Origin of the sequence: Microbulbifer sp. NBRC 101763 (genome assembly GCF_040371615.1) — a bacterium.
GTDB classification, from domain to species: Bacteria; Pseudomonadota; Gammaproteobacteria; order Pseudomonadales; family Cellvibrionaceae; genus Microbulbifer; species Microbulbifer variabilis.
In genome coordinates, this window is the sequence record NZ_BAABQV010000001.1 from 527,847 (window position 1) to 552,312 (window position 24,466).

Sequence of the window (24,466 nt, forward strand, 5' to 3'; positions counted from 1 at the left end):
TTAGTGCAAGTGGTGCCAATGCGGGAACTGTGATTCACTACCCTGAGGACGAACTATCTATTGTCGTTCTCACAAACTTACTTGGAGGGCTACCTATTCAATTTGTAGACCGAATCGCCGCGAAATATGTACCTGGATTCCAGCTATAAATTCAGCAACCAACTCCTCCGTTATTTGATATCTTGACCTATGATCAAGCTAATTTACCTTTCTTTGAAGCGAAAGAATTAGGTGAGTAAGGAGTGATTTGTGACAACTTTTGTTTTGGTGCATGGAGCTTGGCAGGGAGGGTGGTGCTGGAAGCGGGTTTCAGCACTTCTGCGCAAGGCAGGTCATGACGTTTTCACACCCACCCTCACAGGGCTTGGGGAGCGCTCGCACCTCTTGAACGATAGGATTGACCTGGACACCCATATTCAGGATGTTTTGGGAGTTCTTCGGTGTGAGGAGTTGTCTGATATTGTTTTATGCGGGCATAGTTATGGGGGTATGGTTATAACAGGTGTTGCTGATAAAGTACCCCAAGCTATATCTTCCCTGGTTTATCTCGATGCTTTAGTGCCAGAAGATGGGCAGAGTGTCCTGGACCTCCTTCCCAGCGACGATGCCTCCAGTTTCAAGGAAAGCGCTAGAACTAAAGGTCAGGGTTTTCGAGTGGCACCTAGCCCAGCAGAAGTTTTTGGGGTTAATGCTGAAGATCAAGCCTGGGTAGATCGGCGTAATGTTGATCATCCATTAAAGACCTTTGAGCAACCTATACGCCTGGACGGCTTATGGAAACAAGTGCCTGGGTGCCTTTATATTTATGCTACAGGTTGGAGCCCAGGTATCGGCAAGCCTTTTTTCGACAGGGCTGAGCTGGACATTGATTGGCAGGCTATGACCCTTTCATGTGGTCATTATGTGATGATAGATACGCCCAAGGAGTTGACTCAGGTGTTGATTCGTTCGACTTGATTGTCGCTATCATATCGTGATAGAGGTATGGAAAAATCAAGCGATAATTAATTAAAAGTTCAGAATAAAATTAATTGCTGTTTATTGGTCTTTCTTCGGAGCATCCTTTGGTCTATTAACCTTTCTGTATGGCTGGGTTCTATTTGCACTCGGTAGGCGGTCAAACAAGACGCAAGTCTTTGATCTGTTCAGTAAGTCTTTCTATAAAGTATTCGGTTAGTGCGAGTTTGATCTATTGTTCTTATTACAAACTAAGTAATAGCTTTAGTTCATACTTTAGTTTCCTACGCGACCCTCCCCGCAGGGGAGGGGGACTGAACACTCCAGGCTATGCATCGACAAAGATTACTTCACCAGTTATAAATCCATCGACTGAACGTTCAAAAGCTTTTCCGACCAGGTGCCCCGGCACGGGCTCGAAACCAGGCATCATATCACCGTAGACATCCCAGGCTTCTTCCAATACCGTTGGATTAACCACATTGATTCGAATATCCCTGGGGAGTTCATAAGCAACACATTTGACAAAGGTATCAATTGCTCCACTGGTTGTTGCATCCGCAATTGCCATAGGGATCGGTTTGATGTTTAGAATACCGGATATTAGCGTAAAGGATCCTTTATCGGCGATGTACTCTTGACCGACTCTTACAAGATTGATTTGTCCCATCATCTTGCTCATTACTGTTGTCATCCACTGTCGCTCAGTCATATCGACAAAGTTTGCGTATTCACAGAAGCCAACGGTGTTTACGACAGCATCGAAGTCGCCCACCGTCTTAAACAGTCGCCTGATAGAGTCTTCATCAGTAATATCAACCTGATGGTCACATCCCTTTCCCGAGCGACTCGCTGTGATAACCTTGTGGCTGCTTAACCCTGTTAAAGCGGCCTGTCCCATTTTACCTTGTGCGCCAATAAGGATAACGTTTTTCACTCTAAGTACCTGTTTTATATGAAGAATTTACTATTTGCCGCAATGCGATGCTGCTCAATTACTAGGAGAATGCTAGTTTTATTGTGATACAATGTTAAACAGTATTTATTTGTAAGAGATACAAGTGTGAACCAAATAAATCGATTGGAGGTCAAGCAACTCCGAATATTCCAGGCATTAATATCTGAAAGAAGTGTATCTCGTGTCGCAAGCCAGATCGGCCTTACTCAGCAAGCTGTTAGTGAACATTTAAAAAAGTTGAGAGATATTTTTAGTGATGAACTTTTTCTCCGGAAAAGCAATGGACTAATTCCAACGCCGACAGCAATAAACTTAGGGAAAAAGGTTGATGCGATCCTCAAAGGGTTAGATAAATTGTTGGAGCCAGCAGTTTTTGACCCATCTAAAATAGCACAAACCTATACCATCGCTGCGACAGATTACTCCCAACAAGTGGTGCTTCCCAGCTTATTGCCTAAACTCAGAGCGCTAGCTCCCAACTTGAAAGTGGTAATACGGGATATTGCTACAGACAGACTGGAAGAGTTAATGAGTGAAGCCAAGGTGGATTTAATAGTTGCAGATTCGGATATAAATTCTGACCTGTACTCTTCTATCACATTATTTACTGATTACTATGTCTGCGTTGCGGCAAAGAGTTCGCCTCTGGTAAAGAAGAAGCTGGGTTTGGAGGAAATAGCTTCTGAGCCGCATCTTATGGCATCTCCGCTTAAGTCTGGTGCGGCAGGAATTATTGATGGTTGGTTTGCAAGGCACCGTTTGCGTAGAAATGTTGTTATGTCTACGCCATGTTTTACCACGGTTCCACAATATCTCAAGAAAACAGATATGCTTGCTTTTTTACCTAACCGGGTAGCGAGTGATTCAAACCTTGCCATTCTTAATCTGAAAAACAAGCCGGTAGAGTTTGATGTTATAGCCGCATGGCACCCTCGTTCAGATCATGATGCTTTACATAATTGGGTTGTAAACTTGTTGAGAGAGTGTGTCTAGTATTCTTTAGTTGATATTAAAGTACATAAAGGTGCGAGAGTGGCATAGGGGATTCAGGAGTTACTGAGTAAATGAGATCTTTAGAAACGCAATTTTATCGGGAAAATAAATGATTCTTGATTTTCATTCGTGCAATAAAAAGTTGAACAGGAGAGGCGCGGCGGAGAGGGTGGCATAGTAATATATCAAGCCCTTAAATGCAGAGATTTTAATAGAGCATGAGATTTTGCTATTCCTGTTGTGATGCCGCGGTTTAGCTCTGTGGGTGAGCTTGCCCATTGTGATATTGAGGAGATGTATATCATTTTAAAAGCTAAAGGCACTTTGACTATCGAGGACGAGAAGACACGAGCTTCCGCTGAAGGTATAATTTTAAATAAAATAGCTGGAATCCATGGATTAGTTAATGACATATCGAAAGAGATGGAATTGTTAATTATTCAAGCCAGTTTGAAGTGGTACCAGCTTAATAAATCAGTTAATTTGACGGTAGAAAGTTACCAGGCTTGAATGCCTTGATTTTCATTGGGGTGACGATTTAACAACATGATTGGGAGTGGGTAAGAGTTATGAAAATGCGAAACTTCTTAAGAATGGTAATTATCGGGATTGGTTTGTCTGTGGTCAATGTAGCTGCAGAAGAAGTCGAGATAGATAAAGACCTCACTATTTATTATGAACAATCGGGGAGTGGTGATACTGCCATTATTTTTATTCCTGGCTGGATGATGTCGGCAGACGTTTTTGAGCATCAACTTGCCCACTTTAAAGATTCTAAAAAGTACCGCGCGCTGGCATATGATCCCCGTGGGCAGGGCAAATCATCAAAGCCCGTCGAGGGGCACACCTATCAACAACATGCTAGAGACCTGGCTAAGTTAATAGGGGCATTGGATATAGACAAGGTGATCTTGGCAGGTTGGTCATATGGCGTAACGGAGCAATTGGCCTATTTGAATCAGTTTGGTTCCGATAAACTGAAAGCGATGATCATGATTGATACTGGACCAGATATAGCGGGAGCAAGCCGTGATGAGTGGGTTTGGTATCTAAATGATGATTCGGACGGCTATTCACGCTCATTTACTGAGGGCATTATAGAAGATCGAGATAATGTAATTAGTGAATTTGTGAAATGGATGCTTGAAAACCCTTCAAAGGAAAATATTGCCTGGGTTACCCAAATTGCTAATCAGACCTCTAGTAGTGTCGCTTCAATTACCAACGCGACCGGATTTTACCTGGACTATAGTGATGATCTTGTAGCATTGGAAGGTAAATTGCCCCTACTGTATGTTGTGAGAGAGGAAGTTAAAAGTGTTGCGGATAAATGGATCAAGGCCAATACACCGTCTGCCACTGCTGTTTATATGGGAAAACACATGATGTTTTGGGAGAGACCCAGAGAGTTTAATCAGGTACTCGATCAGTTTCTTTCTGCCATGGAGAATGATAAATAATATATAAGCCCCTGCTTTACTTAACTTGTGTATAGAGTGGTTTCGTGGTGATAAACACAGAGGATCAAGAAAATCTGGTTCTCTGTAGTTTTGTTTTAAAAGTTAAAGTACTCCCCAATGGGGAATGATTTGTAAAGCGCATATTATGTCTAGAAAAGTATTATCCTTAAAGGTAAAAAGAAATACGGAGCCTAAGAAGGCTGATAAAAAGCAAGAGGATACTTCTGATCCAAAGAAGCGGTTCTTAAATGGCGTAGCTATTAATCCATCTGAGCCTATTCGCCTTGAGTCAGGTTCTCAGCAACTTACGGTACGGGCGATGGATTTGATTACGCCAATTGGCAAGGGGCAACGAGGCTTGATTGTGGCCCCTCCGGGCTGTGGCAAAACCACTATCCTCAAGCATATCTGCCAAGCAGTGGGGAAGGCTTACCCCGAAATAAAGCTGTACGCTTTGCTTATTGATGAAAGGCCAGAGGAGGTTACTGACTTTAAGCGAAGTGTACCGGCAGAAGTGTATGCTTCCTCCTCTGATCATAGCTATAAAGAGCATGTGCGTGTAGCTAATGAACTCCTTGATAGGGCTTGTAAGGAAGCCGGTGAAGGCCAGGATGTAATGATCGTGGTTGACTCGTTGACAAGGCTATCACGGGTGCATAATGCGCAGCAGAGTGGTAGGGGGCGTACAATGTCGGGTGGGATAGATGCCAGGGCTATGGAGATACCCAGAAAGCTGTTTGGCGCTGCGAGAAAGATTGAAGGTGGTGGATCACTTACGATTCTGGCAACGATACTCGTGGATACCGGAAGCCGAATGGACCAGGTGATATTTGAGGAGTTTAAGGGTACGGGAAATATGGAAGTAGTATTGTCAAAGGAAGTTGCGAGACAGCGAATTTTCCCTGCCTTGGATATTGCTAAAAGCAGTACTCGCCGTGAGGAAGTCCTGTTTAACTCGAAAGATATTGCAACGATAAGAGCTTTACGAAGAACGCTTGCCGGCCTTAAGCCTGTAGATGGCACTAAAAAACTTATTGAACTCCTTAAAAAGTACCCGACTAATGCGGAGTTACTTGACCATTAATTTTTAGTTAAGTTTAGGGGGAGTATTTAGCCGCTTAGCATTTTAGGAGTTAGTTACTGAACGCCCGAGACCTTATTATGACAGCTGTTAGTCAGTCGGGGGCTTCACACGTCAATTCTATGGTGTGTTTTTGCAGGATACTCTTCAATGGCTTCCCCCTCTAGTATTTCACTACCAGTTTGGTAACGCATTGTCATCTGGCCAGTTGCAAGCAGAGTTCCTACGCTGTCATAAACTTCGGTATAGGAATAAAAGATTTTATGCCCCGAGCTGGTCAACTTACCTATGGCGGTTAACTGGTTGGTTTTGGCTCGACCGGTGAAATTAGTTGTTAATGAAAGCGTGAGGGATTTACGCCGACGATTTGGGTACGGGCAGTAGAGACCACAGTAGGATCCGGCAATATCAATTAACGTTGTAATAAATCCCCCATGGGGTACTCCGTGGCTATTCAAATGCTCAGGAAGTACGGTTACGCTGATCACTACACGGCCTTCTTGCCATTCATCAATTTTCACACCCAAATGATCATTAAACGGTGGTTGTTTTTTATTTTGCCAGCTCATTTGGACTTACCCTTTGGGAAATTAGTTCGGAACAGGGTGCGTTCGGGCAGCGCGCAGGGTGGAGAAATACACTGTGAGCAGACCTGCTGTGACCACTATACAAATTCCTATCAGCGCAATTGTGTTAGGCAGATGTTGCCAAATCAGCCAGCCAAAAATGCCGGCAATAACTACTCCAAAATAACTGATTGGTGAAACTACACTGGGTTTTGCATAACTATAAGCTTTGGTATAGAGCCATATCGCTAATAAAACAGAAATCCCATTAAAAGCCAGGTAGGGAATAGTCCAGGTAGGTATTGACTGCCAGTAGTAGATACCCAGGGGCAGGCTACACATAAATGATATAAGGACGTAGTAAAACAAAATAAGGCTCGACCTATCAGTACGAGACAGAATACGTGTGCCCACCATAGAGACAGCTAGAGTAATACCTGACAGTAAGCCGAAGGCGTGGCCACTGCTGATACCATGGATATCAGGTTGAAGAATCAGTGCGATACCAAGTAGTCCAAGCACAATGGGTAGCCAGCTTGTGGCGGGAATCTGTGCACGCGCCCAAAGCCAGGCTACAAGTGGAACAAAAATAGGGGCGGCATTGCGTAGTAAGCCTGCCTCCATCAATGAAATACGGCTGAGTGCATAAAAGTAGGAAAAGAAGCAGAGCCAGCCTGCAAAGCCTCGCAGTAAATGGGTTTTCCAGTGTTGTGTTATGAGCTGTTGGGGTGACTGGCGCACCAGCCAGGGAATAAGTAATAGTAAGCAGATGCTGTATTGGCTGAGAACTATTAAAGGTACTGGTACGGCGGGTGATATCCATTTACTGGCTGCGGCGGCTGTACTGGCAACCATGGCGGTGGCCAGTGCGTAACCTATGCCTTTCCAATTGTTTCTCTTAACCCTGGCTTGGATCGCTTTGTGGTGATCTAACGGTTCTGGTGACTGTTCGAGCTGCAGCTCATTAAACCGCATCTGGCTCGGTCGTAGTTTCGATTCTATTAAGGTATCAGGCCTTGTCATTGTGTTGCCAATTAAAAATCTCTCAACTTTGGCAAAAAGGGTAACCGGTACTTTTACCGGTTACCCTTGAGAAGCGAATACTATCGCTGATCGTCTGCCCATTTCGCAAATGTTTTACCTTCTTTTACCAGTTGGACGAGCAATGGTGCGGGAGTCCAATTGGCTTCGCAATGTTGGTCACGGAATGTGCAAATAGTATCGTAGATCTTTTTCAGGCCGATGCTATCTGCGTAAAACATGGGGCCGCCGCGATGGGGAGGGAAACCATAGCCATAAACATACACAACATCAATATCACTGGGGCGTTGGGCTATCCCTTCTTCCAGAATTCTGGCTCCCTCATTAATTAAGGCGAAAGTAAGGCGATTAAGAATTTCTTTATCGGAGATGTCTCGCCGCTCTATTCCATGAGCTTTGGCTTGAGCCTCTATGATTGCTTGGACTTCGGGGTCACTGGTACGAGCGCGAGTTTCTGGGTCATAGCGGTAATAACCGGCTCCACTCTTTTGGCCCAGGCGTCCCATCTCTACTAAAGCATCCGCAATGCAGTAGGTTTTGGGGTCGCCTTTTTCTGCTTCGCTCAGGCCCTCGCGGGCCTTGTGGCCAATATCGAGACCGGCCAAATCTCCAACCGCTATGGGCCCCATGGCCATGCCCCAGGATTGCATTACGGTATCTATTTGCTCCGGGGTGGCTCCTTCTATCAAACAGAGTTGCGCTTCACGGGCATAGGGCCGCAGCATCCGGTTGCCAATAAACCCATAGCAGTTTCCGGCCAGGACGGGAACTTTTTTGATAGTTTTTGCCAACCGCATTGCGGTAGCGATAACATCGTCGGCGCTCTTTGAGCCACGAACGACTTCCAGAAGTTTCATAACATTGGCGGGGCTGAAAAAGTGTAACCCGATAACATTTTCTGGCCGTTTGGTAGCAGCGGCGATCTGGTCGATATCCTGGTAGGAAGTGTTTGTTGCGAGAATGGTGCCGGGTTTACAGTATTGGTCCAGCTTGGAAAAAATTTCCTTTTTAAGCGTTACATTCTCAAACACAGCTTCGATAACGAGGTCTACCTCTACCAGGTCGGAATAGTCAGTGGTGCCCTGGATTAGTGAGAGGCAGTGTGTTTTTTGGGGCTCTGTAATCTTCCCCTTTTTCATACTGATACTGTAGTTCTTGTCGATTACTGCTCGGCCACGTTCTACGGCAGCTTGATCGATATCCAGCAGCTTGACTGGGATACCGGCATTGGCAAAATTCATGGCGATACCTCCCCCCATAGTGCCGCCGCCAATAATGCCAATACTGTTTATTTCTCTGATAGGGGTATCTTTGGAGAGATTCTGAACTTTTGTCGCACGTCGCTCGGCAAAGAACATATGCCTCAGGGCGGCGGACTGACTTGAGAGCAGACATTCGATAAATAGATCCAGTTCTTTAGCCAGCCCTTTATCGAATGGCAGTTTAACTGCTGCCTCCACACAGGAGACAATGTTCTGTGGGGCCAGTTGACCAGGTGCTCTTTTTTCCAGTCGCTGGCGGAAATCGTCGAACAGGCCCTCTGGAATACTGGCAGGATCTATTGTGATGTCCCGGACTCTGCGTGGTGGGGCTTTCTGGTCAATTAGCTCACGAGCAAAGGCGAGGGCCCCTTCGAATAGATCATCATCAACCACGTGATCGATCAGCTTCATGCTTTTGGCTTTCGCGGCCGGGATTGGGGCACCTTTGGTGATCATTTCTAGTGCAGCCGCAACGCCGGCCAGACGTGGCGTGCGCTGAGTACCACCGGCCCCAGGCAATAACCCCAATTTAACTTCAGGCAGGCCGACTTTGGCAGAAGCCTGGGCACAACGATAGTGACAAGCCAGTGCCACCTCAAAGCCCCCGCCCAATGCGGTACCATGAATAGCGGCAATCACCGGTTTACGAGAGTTTTCGATTTCTGTAATCACCTCAGATAAGGCAGGTGCCTGTGGTGGCTTACTAAATTCTGTGATGTCTGCACCAGCAATAAAAGTGCGGCCTTCACATATTAAAACCAGTGCCTGAGAGGCATCTTCCTGGGCACTCTTGATCGCTCCCCAAATGCCTTCGCGCAGCCCGTGGGAAAGCGCGTTGACAGGGGGGTTGTTAAGTCGAATAACACCAATATCGCCAATAAGTTCATAATTTACGGTAGACATTGTTATCTCCAGATCTTAAATGACTATTAGATTGTTTCTCCTAGAGGGTCTCGCCGGTTTTTATATACGCTCAATAATCACTGCGATTCCCTGGCCAATACCAATACACATGGTGGCTAACCCGTAGCGCCCGCCGCTACGCTCCAGCTGACGTAATGCTGTGAGTAGAATGCGGGCTCCGCTGGCGCCGAGCGGATGCCCAACTGCAATTGCACCACCATTGGGGTTTACCCTGGAGTCCTCGTAATCAATCTCGAGCATTTTCAGGCAGCCCATGGCCTGTACAGCAAAAGCCTCGTTAAACTCCATGACATCCATATCTGCCAGGTTCAAGCCTGCACGAGCCAATGCCTTACGGGTAGCCGGGACCGGGCCTAACCCCATTACTCTTGGCTCCACTCCCGCAATAGCACTGGCGAGAATACGTGCGCGGGGCTTGAGATCTACGGCCTGCCCGGCCTCCTGGCTGCCAATAATGAGTGCTGCGGCACCATCGTTGATTCCAGAAGCATTTCCAGCAGTTACTACGCCGCCTTCAAATAGCGGGCGTAGCGTTTGCAGGCGCTCCAGGCTGGTATCGGGGCGGGGATGCTCATCAGTATCGATAAGGCGGGGTGGTTGCTTTCGGTCCTGTGGCACCTCGATAGGAATAATTTCATCAATAAAAAAGCCATCAAAACGCGCGCTTTCATATTTTGCTTGTGAAGCTAACGCAAAGATATCGCATTCTTCCCGCTGAATATTCAGGTCTGCGGCGATATTGTCTGCAGTTTGCGGCATGGTATGGCTGCCAAATTCTGCAACAATATCGGGGTTGGTGAAGCGCGGACCCAAAGTGGTATCCGCCAGTTGCTGGGTGCGATCGAACGGGCTGCTTGCTTTGGAGAGGACCAAAGGGGCGCGGCTCATGGATTCAACACCACCGGCAATGAACAAATCACCTTCCGAGGCCCTGATGCAGCGGGCTGCATCGGCAACGGCAGATAAGCCTGAACCACATAAGCGGTTTACCGTAATACCACCGGTGGAGATCGGCAGTCCTGCAATTAGCCCGGCAAAGCGGGCGATATTACGACTGTCCTCACCGGCCTGATTGGTATTTCCGGCAATCACATCCTCAAATTGCTTGTGATCGAAATTATTACGCTCAACCAGGGTTTTAATGACATGCGCGAGCATATTGTCTGGCCTGATACTGGAAAGGCTACCTCCATGGCGACCAAAAGCACTTCGGCCGCCATCATAGATATAAGCTTGTGGCATTGTCAGTTTTCCCAATGACTGATTATTGTTTTGTGAGCAGTAGTAAATGTCCGGGCTTAATCAAACTCCAGCGCTACCGGAATATTTTCCAATGCCTCCTCTGCTACTGTTTTAGCCGAAGGTTTTTCCAGGCGAACTTTTGCAACCTGGCCCAGGGCACTATCAAAACGGGCAGAAAACTCTGCAGATATATTTTTTTCCTGAAGTGCCTGGCCAATAACATATTCGGTAGCGCGATTACGCAAGGCGGGTTTGAATACCTTGGCTACTGCAGTTAGGGGGATTTCATCAATGATCTCTATCCGCTTGGGTATCGCTGCACGTTCAGAAATCTGGGTGCGGCAGTAGTCGATAAGCTGCGCTTCCGTGGGAGGATTTTCGGACGGATATAGAGTGACATAGGCCACCGGAACCTCACCGGCATAGGCATCGGGCTGTCCCACGGCAACGGCCATAGCCACGGCGGGGTGGCGGCTTAGTGGCTCTTCAATCAAGGCCGGATCTATATTGTGGCCGCCACGAATGATTAAATCCTTGGCTCGCCCGGTCAGATAAAGATTGCCATCGCCATCGACATATCCCATATCGCCAGTATTAAACCAACTGTGGTCAACCCAAGCCTTGGCGTTATCCTCTTCGGAGAGATAGCCTGAAAAAATATGTGGCCCCCGTGCTAGTACAATACCTACTTCACCGGTGTTACAGGTTCTCACTAGCCGGTTTCCATCCACTTCGGCAATTTTCATTTCCATGTAGGGGAGGCGGCGGCCGACGCTGCCTTCGGGTGCTTGCATATCTGTTGGGGGGCGGGCCAGCAGGCAGCTGGACTCTGTCATGCCATAGCCGTTGCTTACCGTCACATTGAATTTTTCCTCAAACGCACTCTTAAGCGCTGCGGGTAAAGGCGAGGCCCCGCAGCCAACATCTGTCAGGCAGCTGATGTCATTGTCGCCCACAGGGATTTGCATCAAAATGCCGAGAATAGTGGGCACGGCACCAAAGCCCTGTACCCGGAAGCGGGCGACGTGATGCCACCAGTTGGGGAGCACATTGGGGGAGCGAAAACCTGATGGGGTCATTATAACAATCGTGCGGCCGGCGAGCAGAGTGCCAATGCCGGCGACCACAGTGCCGAAAATGTGAAACAGAGGAAGGCCACTGAGGGTAGCAAATCGCCCCTTACTGGATGTTGTGTCCACACTCAGTTGTGCGACAAACGCAATATTGCTGTGGGTCAGGCGTGCAATTTTAGGTCGCCCGGTTGTCCCTCCGGTGTGGAAGTAACTGGCAATTTCATCGCCTTGAATAGTTCGCCCACTAATTAAGTGGTCATTTGGCTGTTGGGCAATTGCCAATACAAAATTCTCTACCTTAATGCCGGAAGGCATGGATAGGGTACTAACCGGTTTTTTACTGATTAGTAGCAGTGCCTTCAAGGTTGGAACCTGCTCAATGACCTGCGCAACCTTTTCCCAAATCTCCTCACTGAGATCCTGCCCAAGGCTGACTAATACCTTGGCTTTGGTGGCATTCATGATCTCGGCGATATGCTCCGGTTCCAGCAATGGATTAATAGGACTGGCGATTCCTGCGGCTTGTCCTCCCCAGAGTGCGAAATGCGTTTCTGGAAGATTGGGTAATAGTAATGAAACCGTATCTGTCGAATTTATGCCGAGAGAATGGAGTAGATTGGCAGTTTGGTGAACTCTCTCGGATAGCTGTGAGTAGCTCACTGTCACACTTTCTTCATCTGGTACAGCGGTGGGAAGAAATTCGATGGCTGCATCTTGTTGGTAAAGACGGGCGGCCTGCCGAATTAAATCGTAGGTGTTTTCCCAGGGGTAACGTTGTAACAAAGGAACTTTTTCATATTCCTGGATTTCTGCAAGAGATTGCAGCATGGGACTGCCAGTGGAAGTGGACGTGATAGACATGGGGGCTTCTCTCACTATGGTTATTATGCTGATGACAATATCAAAAGTGAAATGAGCATTCCACTCTGCGGAATTCAATGGTAATGTTTTGTGCGTCGAGTGGTGATTTAAAAGCTAATTGATGGAAAATGGCGGGTAAATATATACACCGGCTATGTAAATACGCCATTAAGTAGAAAGTTGCGCCAATAGAGTTGGCTCGTTAACCGAGGACTTACTTCCGTGAGTCGGAAAAAGTCAGAATAGCGATGCTCAGATATCAATATCAGCCTGAAATTGTTTGTAGATAGGTTTACTTAAGACAAAGAGTAGGGCCCGCCGAGCCAGATCGAAAGTGAATTTATTCCGCTTGTATAAGGGAACTTCCGAATTTAGTACATGTTGATTGTGCAAGTTGGTGAAGGAAGTTAGCTGAAAAATCTCTGCCAATTGCACCCATAAAAACAGGAGCAAGCGAATGAATATAGATTTTTCCCCAGAAGAATTAGCTTTTCAGCAGGAAGTTAAGCAATTCCTGCAAGAGAAGCTTCCGGCGGATATCAGTGAGAGGACACTGGATGAAATTCCCCTGGGAAAAGAGGACTATGAACGCTGGCAAAAGATCCTGTACGAACAGGGTTGGGCTGCGACTAACTGGCCAGTTGAATATGGGGGTACCGGTTGGACGCCAACACAAAAATACATTTGGGCCAATGAGTGTGCCAACTTCGGCGCGCCAGATGTAATTCCTTTCGGTTTTAAAATGGTTGCACCGGTTATCTTCACTTATGGTAGTGAAGAGCAAAAGCAGCGGTTTTTGCCGGATATCTTGGCAAGTAATGTTTGGTGGTGCCAAGGATATTCGGAGCCAAATGCGGGCTCTGATTTGGCGTCGTTAAAAACCACAGCAGTGCGAGATGGCGATGAGTATATCGTTAATGGTACCAAAACCTGGACGACTCTGGGACACTGGGCCGATTGGATTTTCTGCCTGGTTCGTACCGGAGGCCCCGAAGTCAAAAACCAGGCCGCAATCACTTTCCTGTTAATTGAAATGAACCACCCGGGCATTACTGTATCGCCCATTATGACTTTGGGTGGCCATCATGAAGTGAATGAAGTGCATTTTGATAATGTACGGGTACCAGTGGCCAATCGTATAGGAGAGGAAGGTCACGGCTGGACCTATGCCAAGGTATTGTTGACCCATGAACGCACAGGCATTGCACGGGTTGCCACTTCCAAAAAACGTTTACAGACTTTAAAAAAGCTGGCAGGTGATACTTGTGATGGTGACACCAGCCTCCTGGAAAATCCAGCCTTTGCGCAAAAGCTGGCAGAGGTTGAAATAGATCTTTTAGCTCTGGAGTTTACCGAGCTAAGAGCACTTGCGGCAGTGAGTACCGGTAATGCACCGGGGCCGGAATCCTCCATTTTGAAAATTAAAGGAACTGAAATCGCCCAGCTTATTGATGAACTTTACATGGAAACTGCGGGTTATTACGGAATGCCATTTGTCCGGGAGCAATTTAAAAGCGGATTTGATGGCGAGCACGTAGGCCCTGGAGTTATTACCAGCAGCGTGCCCCGTTACTTAAATAATCGTAAATCCTCGATTTATGGTGGCAGTAACGAAATTCAGAAAAATATTATCAGCAAGTGGGTACTTGGCCTGTAAACGCGACGTTTAATGAGGATTGGAACGATGGATTTTTCCTATAGCGAAGAGCAGCAGATGTTGCAAAGCAGTGTGTGCAAATTTATTCAACAGGATTATGACTTTGATCGTCGCAGTAAGTTAATAGACAGTGATACTGGGTTTAGTGAGGATAACTGGAAGTTATTTGCCGAGTTGGGCTGGCTAATGGTTCCATTTAGTGCAGAAGACGGTGGTCTGGGTGGTTCTGCTGTTGATCTGATGGTGGTGATGGAAGAGTTTGGTCGTGGTCTGGTGGTGGAACCCTTCCTGGCAAGTGCAGTTTTAAGTGGTGGGCTAATAGCAAACGGTGCCAACGAGGCGCAGAAGCGAGAGCTAATAAGCTTGTTGATGGAAGGCAAGTTGCAGCTGGCATTTGCATTTGCTGAGCCCCAGAGCCGTTTCAATCTTTCTGATATTACCACCAAAGCTGTAAGGAACGGAGACAGCTACGTAGTGAATGGCCACAAAGCCGTTGTTCTGAACGGTTCAGCCGCAGATAAACTATTGGTGGCAGTACGTACTAGCGGCGGCCAACATGATTGTGAAGGTATCACTTTATTATTGATAGATGCCAACACTGAGGGTGTTCACCGCCAGGGGTATGCCACTGTGGATGGGCACCGTGCGGCTGAGGTAAAGTTTAATAATGTCATGGTTCCTGTGGCAAACCGGGTCGGAGAGGAAGGAGCCGCTTTGCCAGTAATGGAACAGACAATTGATCGGGCCACACTGGCGCTGTGTGCCGAGGCAGTAGGGGCCATGGAGAAAATATATAAAAAGACCGTGGAATACACAAAGACCCGAGAGCAGTTTGGCGTTGCCATTGGCAAGTTCCAGGCCTTGCAACACCGTATGGTGGATATGTTTACCGAATATGAGCAGGCCCGCTCTATTCTATTAATGGCAGCGTTACAGTTGGATGTGAATAATGGCGTTGCCCCTAAGGCAATTTCTGCAGCAAAAAGCCGCATTGGAAAAGCTGCCCGGTTAGTAGGCCAGGAAGCAATTCAGTTACATGGCGGTATAGGGGTTACAGAGGAGTTGGATGTAAGCCACTACTTTAAACGTTTAACCACAATCCAGTATTTGTTCGGTAGTACAGATTATCATACCCGCCGATTTGCCGGGCACTAGCGAGGCAGGCAGCTGTGAGGTGATGAGTTGTTCCCCAGGTTGGTTGCATTGCGCTACTAACCTGGGGTCAAGTTATCTAGTAGCGGATCAGCATGGCCTCTATATTACCGACCATATTCTTCAATAAGGGGGCGACTTCTTCTTTCAGGAATTCTGGACTCAGGCGGTAAGCAGGTCCGCCAGCGTTAAATGTATAAATGCGCCCCTGGCTTAATTGTAGGGGGACAGCAATACCATTAACATCGCGGTTCCAGTCGCCAAAGGAGCAACAAAAGCCGCGCTGCTTATAGCTTGCTACCGCTTCTTCAATTCCAACCTTGATTTTCGGCCAGCGCTCGCTATTCCTTTTCTCCAGGTGTCCATAAAAGTACTCGCGCTCCTCTTGTGGTAGTGCTGCCAGGAAAGCCCGTCCTGAACCACTAGTAGCTAGAGGTACACGGTTACCTATTTCGTAGCGAAAAGTCGTAACATTAGCAGCTGCACAAAACTCGACAAATATCATATCGAGTCGATCACGGTCAGACAGTCCTACCGCAGTTCCTGTGGAATTTGCAAGGTCTTGCATAAGGGGCTTGGCAACCTGGCGAATAGCCAGATTAGAGACGAAAGAGTAACCAAGTGCTAGTACGCCGCTTCCTAATTGGTATTTTTCCAGTCGATCCGAGTAGGTCAAATAACCTAATTTTGTCAGAGTGTAGGTTAGCCGTGAAATACTGGAGCGAGGCAAGCCGGTGCGTTGGGCGATTTCAAGGTTACCCAGAAAGCCATCACCAGGTTGAAATGCCCGCAGTACATCCAGTCCTCGGGCGAGGGCTTCAATAAACTTGCGATCGGGTTCTGCGCTTTTCTTTCTTGGAAGATCACTCAACGGAGCCATGGTCTTAAATCCTGCTTCTATAGTAGCAAGTATACAAATTTTACTCCTGGATCTGAAGTTAGATACTTAGCCTCGAAGAGAAATTTAGGCCTGTGAAGGGTATTTGGATAATAATGAGCGGTAACGAAAATTGTGGTTGTACTTGGGGGCCCAACAATGAGTCAAGATCAAGAGTATTCTGTAATACCGATATAGTTTAATTGTATTTTTTTTTGCGGAATACCTATATATACATTCTATTTATCGTATTTTGCATAGTTGCTGCTTGTTTCAAAGATGAAATTAGTGTTTGAATTCGTTACCAGTGAACTTTTCCAATTTCGATCTCATTTAGAAAAAGAATTTTAGATATGATAATAAGGCTTCTTGTTGGTGTCGTAATGGCTTTGATCGCCGGCAATAACTGTTATGCCATAGATGATAGTATTGAAAAAGAAATAAAATCAGCTCTGGTGGAGCTGTCTAATAGTAGCCGCTTAATTGGCTCACATTTTGTTGCAGTAGTTGATAAGAACGGGCTTGATTTCTTTTATGCCTATTCTGAAGATGGCCCTAAAGTTACAGAGAGAACGCCTATCTTAATCGCAAGTCACACAAAGTCTTTTACCAGTACTTTGATGGCTATCCTGCATAGCTCGGGCAAGTTGGATTTAGATAAACCCATATCATCTTATAAGCTCCAGTTGGGGCTTGAGGGAAAAGTTGATACCAATAAGATCAGTATTAGGGATTTACTGACCCATACGGCAGGATTTACAAGTATCCAACATACCTTTAAGTCAGCTTTTTTAGGTTATTCCGGTCCAGAGGAGCTAGTTCACTCATTAAGTGAGAATCTACTGATAGCGCCAGATTATAATTTTAGGTATTCAAATACGGGCCCGATAGTCGCCTCGATGATTGCAGAGAATGTCACTGGAAAAACTTGGGGAGAGCTAATAAAGGAGTATATTGCCGACCCGCTGGATATGAATGCGACAACGAACAACATATCCAAGGCGAGGGCAATTCTCCCATCTTTCATCACATCTAGCGATGGCAATATCTTTAGCTCAGGGCATTTCAAGTCTGACCTTACGATGCATCCCTCAGGAGGGTTGGTTTCGACAGTAAATGATTTGGCGGTATGGCTTCAGGTAAACATAAACAAAGATAAGTTAAATTTATCTAAAAGTGATATCTTTGATGAACTTCATGAAAAGCAGGTTGGCCAATCTAAAACCTATTTCACCTATGAGCGATCTGGATACACTTTGGGGTGGGATTTGGCAGAGTATAATCAAGAGACGCTTTTGACGAGGTTTGGAAACTATGGTGGATATAGCATTCATGTATCATTTATGCCAGAAAGAGAGATTGGTGTAATTACATTCACTAATCAGGATGTGGCTTATATCTTACCCCATGTAATGGCAAACTATACTTATAACTCAATTTTAAATAAAAGAAATAGGAGTACATTATTTGAGCAAGAGATGAATCGACTGAAGAAGTCTGTTCGACGTGAGCTATTGGAAGCTCCAGATTCTGCCTTGATTGTCAGTTCCGATGATTTTCCAGATAACTTGCTTGGCACTTTTACCAATAGTAGCGGTTGGCCGGAGCAAAAACTCTATATTGACAATGGTAAAGTAATGGTAGATTGGGGGGTTCTTAACGGACCTTTATTGAAAGATGGTAAAAAGTATAGGGCACATTTAGGGGCTCTTCAAAGAGATATTTCTTTTTATATTCAGGATGGAGGCGCTGTCAATTCTCAGAATGGATCTATCGAATTTATTAAAAAATAGGCGAGGTTCATGAGAGCAATATTCTTTGGTGTTGTTGAATATCCCTGTGTGGTATTTAGGGTTGCTAAAAGTGCAGGCTGAGAAGAAGTTGAGAAAAGTTTTAATCTCTTAATAGTGGGTAGTATATATTTTGATTGTGGAAGTCATTGATAAAACAAATTAGCTTATCGCCCAGCCAGATGAAAATCGTTCCAAGACTAGAAAATCTAATTGTTGACCTCTGCACCTTCAATCCACTTCAGCTTTCCTGGTGCAATAGGTGCGAAATGATATAACACCCAGCTATCCCTTGGATCCAAATAAATGTCTTAGTGGAAAAGTAACTGATTTTACCCTCTTAGCTAAGAGTAAGATGCTTCCTTGATCTGTTCAATCAAGGCACTTAAAATGTGCATACTCTAATAGAGATTCGTGATCAACTAAAAATAACGCTCTATAATGATTAGTAGTGATCTTTGAAGAGGTGGGGAATATAGTTCGATTGAATTAGTTCAGACCAGGCGCCTCTTTTATTTCAATACCAATGTGTTAAATTTAGTCTGAACTAATCCAAGAAGTAATATTTTTAGTCAGTTATTATCTCATTTTAAGCAAGTTGGATCAGCCGTTTCAAAGATATTATCCAGCCAGACATTACTGCCAGTGCAATCAGGGTCAAAGACATCCTTTAGATCAACTTCACTATTGCCAAGTGATGTGTTACCGACAATTTCGTTGTTTTCATCAGATTCCAGCAGTATTACTATGCCTGCACTTCCAGGAATTACAAATCCATTTTTTGTCACTAAATTATTAGATACAAGGTTATTTGATGCCCCAAAGATTTCTATACCGTTGCGACCATTTTCTGTAACAGTATTGGAGTTAACCACAGCATTATCATCCTCGATACTAATACCCTCATCATTGCCTCTCACAAAATTTGCGGTAATTATCGCATTTAGTGCCTCTATATCAATGCCATCATCTCCATTTCCGTCAACATAATTAAAGTTTACTGTTGCAAAATCGCCGTCAATTTCAATTCCCTCATCCCCTACACCAATAACTCTATTTTCTGTGGCCGTATTGTTTTTTCCATCTAGAGAGATTCCCTCTCCTTGAGTAACCCCTAGCCCCAAGACTACTGATCTGGAAACAATGTTGTTGTTACTTTCCAAAGTAACACCTTCAAATAAAGCAGCATGAATTTCCGTCTCTATGATGGAGTGAGATCCTCTACCTCTCGCAATCACGCCGTTTGGGCAATCATTAATCTGCCCACCTACTAAACGTGCGGCAAAACCTTCAAGAGCGATTCCCACTTCCCCCTCACCGGCATTAAAGGAGCAGGTAAGTTGTTTGTTTCCCATTGTCAAGCTGCCTGAAGGCCCTTCAATAGTTAACGCTACTGGTTTTTCGGGTGATAAATGACAATTCAGGTCCTGCAGAAGAAACTTCGGTGTTGATATGATGTCGCCACATTCTACCGCTAAAGAATTAAAAGAGATAAATATACTAAAAATGAAAGCTACAAAAGTTAAAGTGCGCTTTAAGAGGGTCAATCTATTCATCATGGTGCCTTTAAAAATCTATTTAGTGTTAAATAAATAATGATATTTTCAGTTTTCGCTAAAAACTGCCTCATTTAAATCTGCCGTTTTATGAAATGTTTAAAACTTTTGCGAAAAATCACTTTTGCAAGGTTTTTTTAGGAAAATACCCACGTTATAGGTTGTGATTGGTGGTTGAGAAAACCTTGAAAAAGGATATTTCCCTTTGCACATTAATTTGTCATATTAACGCTCAATTTTTTTACCGGGTTTAAGATGTTTATTTTTACTTATGTTCTAATGTGGGCCTCCATTAAGATTCGTTATTGAATAATCAGGTTCTAGACATCTTCTAAAGTCTCTTTGTTAGTCCAGTTGATAGTGCGCCCTGGAAATTTATACATTACACTTGGGGTAAGTGAAGTTTTCTTTCAGCGTTTAACTGTAGATCTTAAACTCTTTTGTATATTTTTCTTAATATAAAATTGAAGTAATTCGACTGTTTAATAGCGTGGCCTGTTCTGAATGGTTGAATTTGATGCTGGATTCGGTTGTGATGCTTCTGGCTAGAAAATAAGTATCTATTTTTGAGTGATTAATTTTTGTAGGCTTCTCGACGAAAGTTATCCTTTGAGGAGTGGTTATCAATTGATTGATGTATGGTCTATGTTGAAGCCAACTCAATTATAATTTTGATTGGTTAGAATTAATGACAGGTAAAATTAATTGGATATATTTAGCTTTGTTATGAAGGTTTCAGTAATATTTCAGTACTAAATGCACTTCACTTGGCCAATTTATTCATTGGTTTTAATGTAAATAAGTGCGTGTGATTCGAGCTGGAGCTGATAGAAACTATCTTAAATAATTCATTAGCAGTAATATCTCATTACTGAAGGTATCCTAATAAAGAAGCTACTTACCTGATTAGATAAGTAGCTTCCGAAAAGTGAATATCAGTAGACTAAGTTTTCTGACTTATTGCGCTGACTCAGAATCGTTCACCCACTTGGGTTTTCCGGGAGCTATAGGGGCAAATCTATATAACTCCCAGCCGCCCCTTGGGTCCAAATTAAATGGGTTTGCAGTGCCGAGCCACATAAACCTGGGGTGATTGATCATTGTGCGGAAACCAGAGTTCCCGGAATTGCCAACGCCATTAAAGGTGGCTGGAATAGCTCTACGATTTGGTGAAAAGAAGCGGTAGAGCTTGCCGCCAGAAGTCTTGGGATTTGATAGCGCATCTTCCAAGAACATGAGTAGCTCCGCGGGAAGCTCATTGGCAGGATCGGTTCCACTTTCAATCAGGCCAGCAAACTGCCTACTCACATCCAGGGTTCCCAGATACATATCGCTGCCCGTTACCCCAAGGCGCCAAGTATAGACATTAAATGGCCACCCCAAACCGGCTCTGCCTAATTGGGGCAGGCCTGCCAGAGTATTCTTGTCAACAAACATATTCCTGTCTGGATCCCAAACCTGAACATCCTTGTAGCCATAGAGCACTTCAATTTTTGGTTTCCGTTTCTTTTTACCAAATCGATCTCCGCGGAATACCGTTGTTGCCCTATGGGTTGCGATGATGGTTTCCAGCTCTCCAATTGGATTGTTCCAGGTTTCCCCGTAAGCGAGGACATGCGCCCTAAAGCCTCCCAGCGGGATATTAATCGTGCCCCAGTAGAGCTTGCCGCGCCAGGAGGTAATATCACCGCCAGCATACACACCTGCGGAAACAAGGTCTGGTTCGTACTCGGTAATGTTCCAGACTTCCTTCCACTCTTTGGCATTTTTCGGCAGGAATCCACCCTCCGGAATTTTGGGGCTCATTACAATGCCGGAGTAGGCACGGATTTGTCCTGTCTGAGCGTCGCCAGTTGGCCAGGTAGAGAAAAACAGGCGACCATCATGTACGGTGAAATTAGCCGGATTGCTTTGCATTGTACCCACGACCTCAAACCTGAATGGATGATGGATATTGCCCATCCAGCGTAAAACCTCCCCTGTACCACCGAGAGATTCTTGCACAGCCACACCGGTATATAGAACTCCCTCATGGTTAAGGAACTTGCGGATATTGGAGTATTGGGGGAACCGCTTGGAGCCAAGGTAGCGTCCCGTGCTCGCCTGCCAGGCCATCATGATGATGCTGTTGCCGCCGCCTTCACCGGCGATTCCCTCCTGAACCCCACCGGGACCGGCGAGAAATACTACGTCATCGGCATAACCGCCGGAGCGAAAGCCCAGCGTATCCTGTAGCAGGGGATCGTAAGTAGGGGTTATTTCCGTTACCTCAAGCGTACAGGTATCCATGCGATAGGCCATTGGAGCACGCCAATCACCAAGATTTTTAAGATTCGGATTCTCTTGGGCGAGTATTCCCTCTGCAAACTCACAAACCCAGCCCTGGTTGGGAGCAAAGATAGGCGTCAATACGGCATTTGGAGAGGCCTGTGCAGTACAAGGGACATTTGCTCCTGTGCCCCAGTAGAGGAAACGGGGTGACTCAGCCATACCCCAGATCTGGGCGCCGTTGCGTTTTGGTTCACCCGCGGAGCAGACGCCATCAACCAGCTCGGGGTAGGGTTCACCAACGCCATTAAAGCACTCATCCACTGGGGCTTTGAACAGCTTATCGAACCGGGGTTTAACCCTTTTACAATGCTTGCCAGGGTGCCCCAAGGATTCTTCGCCGTTTCCGCTCCATTGTGCGTTGGCACTGGGTGCAACCAGTGTCGCCAGAAATATTGAGAGTGCAAAACAAGATGTGACTTTCATAAGCATCCCTTCCTCTACTACAGACCGCTATGGCGTGTGATACTAAGGGTCAAAAGGCAGGTTTGAGTAGAATATGCCAATCCACATGGGAGAGTAATATTCCCTAAAAAGTAGAGATTAGGATGTCACTGGAGGCAAGAATATTGGCTAGATTATTTCGTCCTCAATAGTACCAGTCAGATTGATATTTGAGATAGCAGGATACTATAGCGATGATGCGCTTGTTAAAATTTTGTTACTTAATGAGGTGATCGCCAATTCTAGTGTGGGGCTTGCCGACCCTTCTTAAGGCGGCTAGTACAATAGGTTGGTGTGTTATCAAATGGGGAAGGTTGTATTAGATGCTTTATAAATTTAATTTGGTGTAACGGGAAGAGTAAGAGGTATGATATTGGCTGCCCCTTAAATTCTCAGTATATTTTTAATCCATCTAAAAACTGGTTTTCACTAGATAAAATGAAAGAAGAAACTGCATTCTTTGTAGGCAAATCACTGGCTTCTTGGGATGAGGCCGGCTCCATTCATTGGGAAGTCAATAAGCAGCTGCTTGAGCAAGTCTCAGACTCTAAATTTAATGCTTTGGAGAAGGATTTCGATACATTAGTAAGTGGTTATGATATTTGCGGAAAATCAGTGGTACAAATTTGCTGCAACAATGCAAAAGATCTGATATCCATAAAAAAGAAAGGAGCTGGCCGTTGCGTCGGTATTGATGGATCTCAAGCCTTTGTCGATCAAGCCAAGCTTCTGGCAAAAGCCGCGGGATATCCAGGTATGGAGATTGTATGTTCTAACATCTACGAGTTACCAGATAAGCATATTGGTCAATTTGACTTTGCGGTTATTACCATTGGCGTACTCAACTGGATGCCGGACCTAAAGCGATTTATGCGTATTTGTGCTTCGCTGCTGAAGCCAGGCGGCTATCTTTTGATGGAGGAGATTCATCCTGTTTTGAATATGTATGAAGAAGGTAACCCTTCACACATTGCGATGTCATATTTTAATCGAGAGCCACAGCGGGATGATCAAGGGTTGGATTATTTTAGTGGTAGGAAGTATCAGGCAAAAGAAAATTATAATTTCCACCATACATTGGCCGATGTGCTGATGGCAGCAATTGCTTGTAATCTATCATTGAAAAACTTTATAGAGTTGGGTAAGAATATTGGGAATTGGTGTGGTGATTTAGAGAAATCTGAGTTTGTGCCGCCTATGGCAATGCTGGCCAGCTGGCAGAGGCAATTCTAAATGACAAAACCGTGGCTATTGGAGCCTTGCTGTTAATTACTAAGGAAAGCGAATGTATCAGTTGTTTATAGCAAATAAAAACTATTCATCATGGTCACTGCGGCCCTGGTTGTTAATGCACCACCTGGAAATTCCCTTTAATGAGCAGTTGGCGACTTTTGAAGAGGGGGGAAGCTGGGAGAAATTCCATAGTTTTTCCCCTACTGGATTGGTGCCCTGTTTGATTGATGGCGATATTACCGTTTGGGATTCCCTTGCCATAGTGGAGTATGTTGCAGAAGATTTTCCGCAGGTTTGGCCCATCGATAGACTGGCAAGAAGCTGGGCACGGAGTGCTTGCGCTGAGATGCACTCTGGTTTTTCGGTTTTAAGGAACATCTGCGCTATGAATTGTGGTTTGATTGTGGAGCTGGTTGAGATTCCACCGCAACTACAAAAAGATATTAGTCGCATTGATGAGCTTTGGCAGGAGGGCTTGCAGCGATTTGGTGGGCCTTTCCTTACCGGGGGAGAATTTACAGCGGTGGATGCCTTCTTTGCGCCAGTTGCTATCCGCGCACAGAACTATGGGTTGCCATTTAGTAATGCAGCTAAACAGTATATTGATCAGTTGCTAAGTTTACCTTCTATGAAAAAATGGATCTCAGATGCGCTGCAGGAGCCCTGGAGAGAAATGCTGCATGAGGAAGAGGCTCGAAATATGGGTGTTGTGATTGAGGACTTGCGTAGCTAATAATTATTTTTAATATCGATGTAGCATGTCACAAGCGTGATTACAGCTAAAGTCGCGTTTGTGACTGTTAAGAAAGTTTTTTTACTCAAATAGAAAGTCTTTTTCGTGGTTGTTTTACGCATTTGGGGCTTCGGGTGAGAAACACATTATTCGCCCAGTTGTTTGAAGAATCTCATACCTCTGATTCGAATGGGTCATAAAGATCAAAGATGGTATGAGCTAGCACTACATTTTTATTATCAGTGGCTCCTTATTCCGATGAAAAATTGTGGGATATT

At 45.3% G+C, this 24,466-nt stretch carries 19 protein-coding genes; 10 read left to right on the plus strand and 9 right to left on the minus strand.

The window, feature by feature from the left end; all coding sequences use genetic code 11:
• Positions 1-249: 249 nt before the first annotated feature.
• Positions 250-957: an alpha/beta fold hydrolase gene (locus ABWV76_RS02535; protein WP_282950995.1), complete on the plus strand. Its 708-nt coding sequence runs from the start codon at positions 250-252 to the stop codon at positions 955-957.
• Between the two features lie 328 nt (positions 958-1,285).
• Here the strand turns inward: ABWV76_RS02535 and ABWV76_RS02540 are convergent, their stop codons facing one another.
• Entirely contained in the window at positions 1,286-1,894 is a 609-nt protein-coding gene (locus ABWV76_RS02540; RefSeq protein WP_353375134.1) for a short chain dehydrogenase, read from the minus strand.
• A gap of 126 nt (positions 1,895-2,020) precedes the next feature.
• Between ABWV76_RS02540 and ABWV76_RS02545 the strand changes: the two genes are divergently transcribed.
• The 4 genes from ABWV76_RS02545 (at position 2,021) to rho (ending at position 5,452) form a co-directional block, all read left to right on the plus strand.
• A complete protein-coding gene (locus tag ABWV76_RS02545; protein ID WP_353375135.1) occupies positions 2,021-2,908 on the plus strand; it encodes a LysR family transcriptional regulator in 888 nt (295 codons plus the stop codon).
• Positions 2,909-3,169: 261 nt separating this feature from the next.
• A complete protein-coding gene (locus ABWV76_RS02550) occupies positions 3,170-3,418 on the plus strand; it encodes a cupin domain-containing protein (protein WP_353375136.1) in 249 nt (82 codons plus the stop codon).
• A gap of 59 nt (positions 3,419-3,477) precedes the next feature.
• On the plus strand, positions 3,478-4,368 hold the full coding sequence (locus ABWV76_RS02555; protein ID WP_353375137.1) for an alpha/beta fold hydrolase: 891 nt from the start codon (positions 3,478-3,480) through the stop codon (positions 4,366-4,368).
• A 145-nt stretch (positions 4,369-4,513) separates the two neighbouring features.
• Complete coding sequence (rho, locus tag ABWV76_RS02560; RefSeq protein ID WP_353375138.1) at positions 4,514-5,452, plus strand: transcription termination factor Rho; 939 nt, start codon at positions 4,514-4,516, stop codon at positions 5,450-5,452.
• Positions 5,453-5,556: 104 nt separating this feature from the next.
• On the opposite strand, the gene ABWV76_RS02565 is transcribed toward rho, so the two are convergent.
• The 5 genes from ABWV76_RS02565 to ABWV76_RS02585 form a co-directional block, all read right to left on the minus strand.
• Positions 5,557-6,018, minus strand: a complete 462-nt coding sequence (locus tag ABWV76_RS02565) for a PaaI family thioesterase (RefSeq protein WP_020414922.1) — start codon at positions 6,016-6,018, stop codon at positions 5,557-5,559.
• 21 nt (positions 6,019-6,039) lie between these two features.
• The gene (locus ABWV76_RS02570; RefSeq protein WP_353375139.1) at positions 6,040-7,038 is read right to left on the minus strand and encodes a DMT family transporter; all 999 of its coding nucleotides are present in this window, start codon (positions 7,036-7,038) and stop codon (positions 6,040-6,042) included.
• A gap of 80 nt (positions 7,039-7,118) precedes the next feature.
• Positions 7,119-9,221, minus strand: a complete 2,103-nt coding sequence (locus ABWV76_RS02575) for a 3-hydroxyacyl-CoA dehydrogenase NAD-binding domain-containing protein (protein WP_353375140.1) — start codon at positions 9,219-9,221, stop codon at positions 7,119-7,121.
• Between the two features lie 60 nt (positions 9,222-9,281).
• Positions 9,282-10,484 (minus strand): 3-oxoadipyl-CoA thiolase, encoded by a 1,203-nt coding sequence (locus ABWV76_RS02580; protein WP_353375141.1) that lies wholly within the window; start codon positions 10,482-10,484, stop codon positions 9,282-9,284.
• 56 nt (positions 10,485-10,540) lie between these two features.
• On the minus strand, positions 10,541-12,418 hold the full coding sequence (locus tag ABWV76_RS02585; RefSeq protein ID WP_282950987.1) for an acyl-CoA synthetase: 1,878 nt from the start codon (positions 12,416-12,418) through the stop codon (positions 10,541-10,543).
• Between the two features lie 457 nt (positions 12,419-12,875).
• On the opposite strand from ABWV76_RS02585, the gene ABWV76_RS02590 reads away from it, so the two are divergent.
• Together ABWV76_RS02590 and ABWV76_RS02595 are read left to right on the plus strand one after the other, a co-directional pair.
• On the plus strand, positions 12,876-14,075 hold the full coding sequence (locus tag ABWV76_RS02590) for an acyl-CoA dehydrogenase family protein (protein ID WP_353375142.1): 1,200 nt from the start codon (positions 12,876-12,878) through the stop codon (positions 14,073-14,075).
• A gap of 27 nt (positions 14,076-14,102) precedes the next feature.
• Positions 14,103-15,230, plus strand: a complete 1,128-nt coding sequence (locus ABWV76_RS02595) for an acyl-CoA dehydrogenase family protein (RefSeq protein WP_353375143.1) — start codon at positions 14,103-14,105, stop codon at positions 15,228-15,230.
• Between the two features lie 76 nt (positions 15,231-15,306).
• Here ABWV76_RS02595 and ABWV76_RS02600 read toward each other — a convergent pair whose 3' ends face one another.
• Positions 15,307-16,107 (minus strand): IclR family transcriptional regulator, encoded by an 801-nt coding sequence (locus ABWV76_RS02600; protein ID WP_020414931.1) that lies wholly within the window; start codon positions 16,105-16,107, stop codon positions 15,307-15,309.
• 380 nt (positions 16,108-16,487) lie between these two features.
• Between ABWV76_RS02600 and ABWV76_RS02605 the strand changes: the two genes are divergently transcribed.
• Positions 16,488-17,897 carry a serine hydrolase domain-containing protein gene (locus ABWV76_RS02605; protein WP_353375144.1) on the plus strand — a complete coding sequence of 470 codons (1,410 nt, stop codon included), beginning with the start codon at positions 16,488-16,490 and terminating at the stop codon, positions 17,895-17,897.
• A gap of 581 nt (positions 17,898-18,478) precedes the next feature.
• Here the strand turns inward: ABWV76_RS02605 and ABWV76_RS02610 are convergent.
• The gene (locus tag ABWV76_RS02610; RefSeq protein WP_169337141.1) at positions 18,479-19,450 is read right to left on the minus strand and encodes a right-handed parallel beta-helix repeat-containing protein; all 972 of its coding nucleotides are present in this window, start codon (positions 19,448-19,450) and stop codon (positions 18,479-18,481) included.
• A gap of 957 nt (positions 19,451-20,407) precedes the next feature.
• A complete protein-coding gene (locus ABWV76_RS02615) occupies positions 20,408-22,204 on the minus strand; it encodes a hypothetical protein (protein WP_353375145.1) in 1,797 nt (598 codons plus the stop codon).
• A gap of 456 nt (positions 22,205-22,660) precedes the next feature.
• Here ABWV76_RS02615 and ABWV76_RS02620 point away from each other — a divergent pair, with 456 nt between their 5' ends.
• Both ABWV76_RS02620 and ABWV76_RS02625 read left to right on the plus strand, forming a co-directional pair.
• A complete protein-coding gene (locus ABWV76_RS02620; RefSeq protein ID WP_353375146.1) occupies positions 22,661-23,455 on the plus strand; it encodes a class I SAM-dependent methyltransferase in 795 nt (264 codons plus the stop codon).
• A gap of 52 nt (positions 23,456-23,507) precedes the next feature.
• Positions 23,508-24,188, plus strand: a complete 681-nt coding sequence (locus tag ABWV76_RS02625; RefSeq protein WP_353375147.1) for a glutathione S-transferase family protein — start codon at positions 23,508-23,510, stop codon at positions 24,186-24,188.
• The last annotated feature ends 278 nt before the right edge of the window (positions 24,189-24,466 follow it).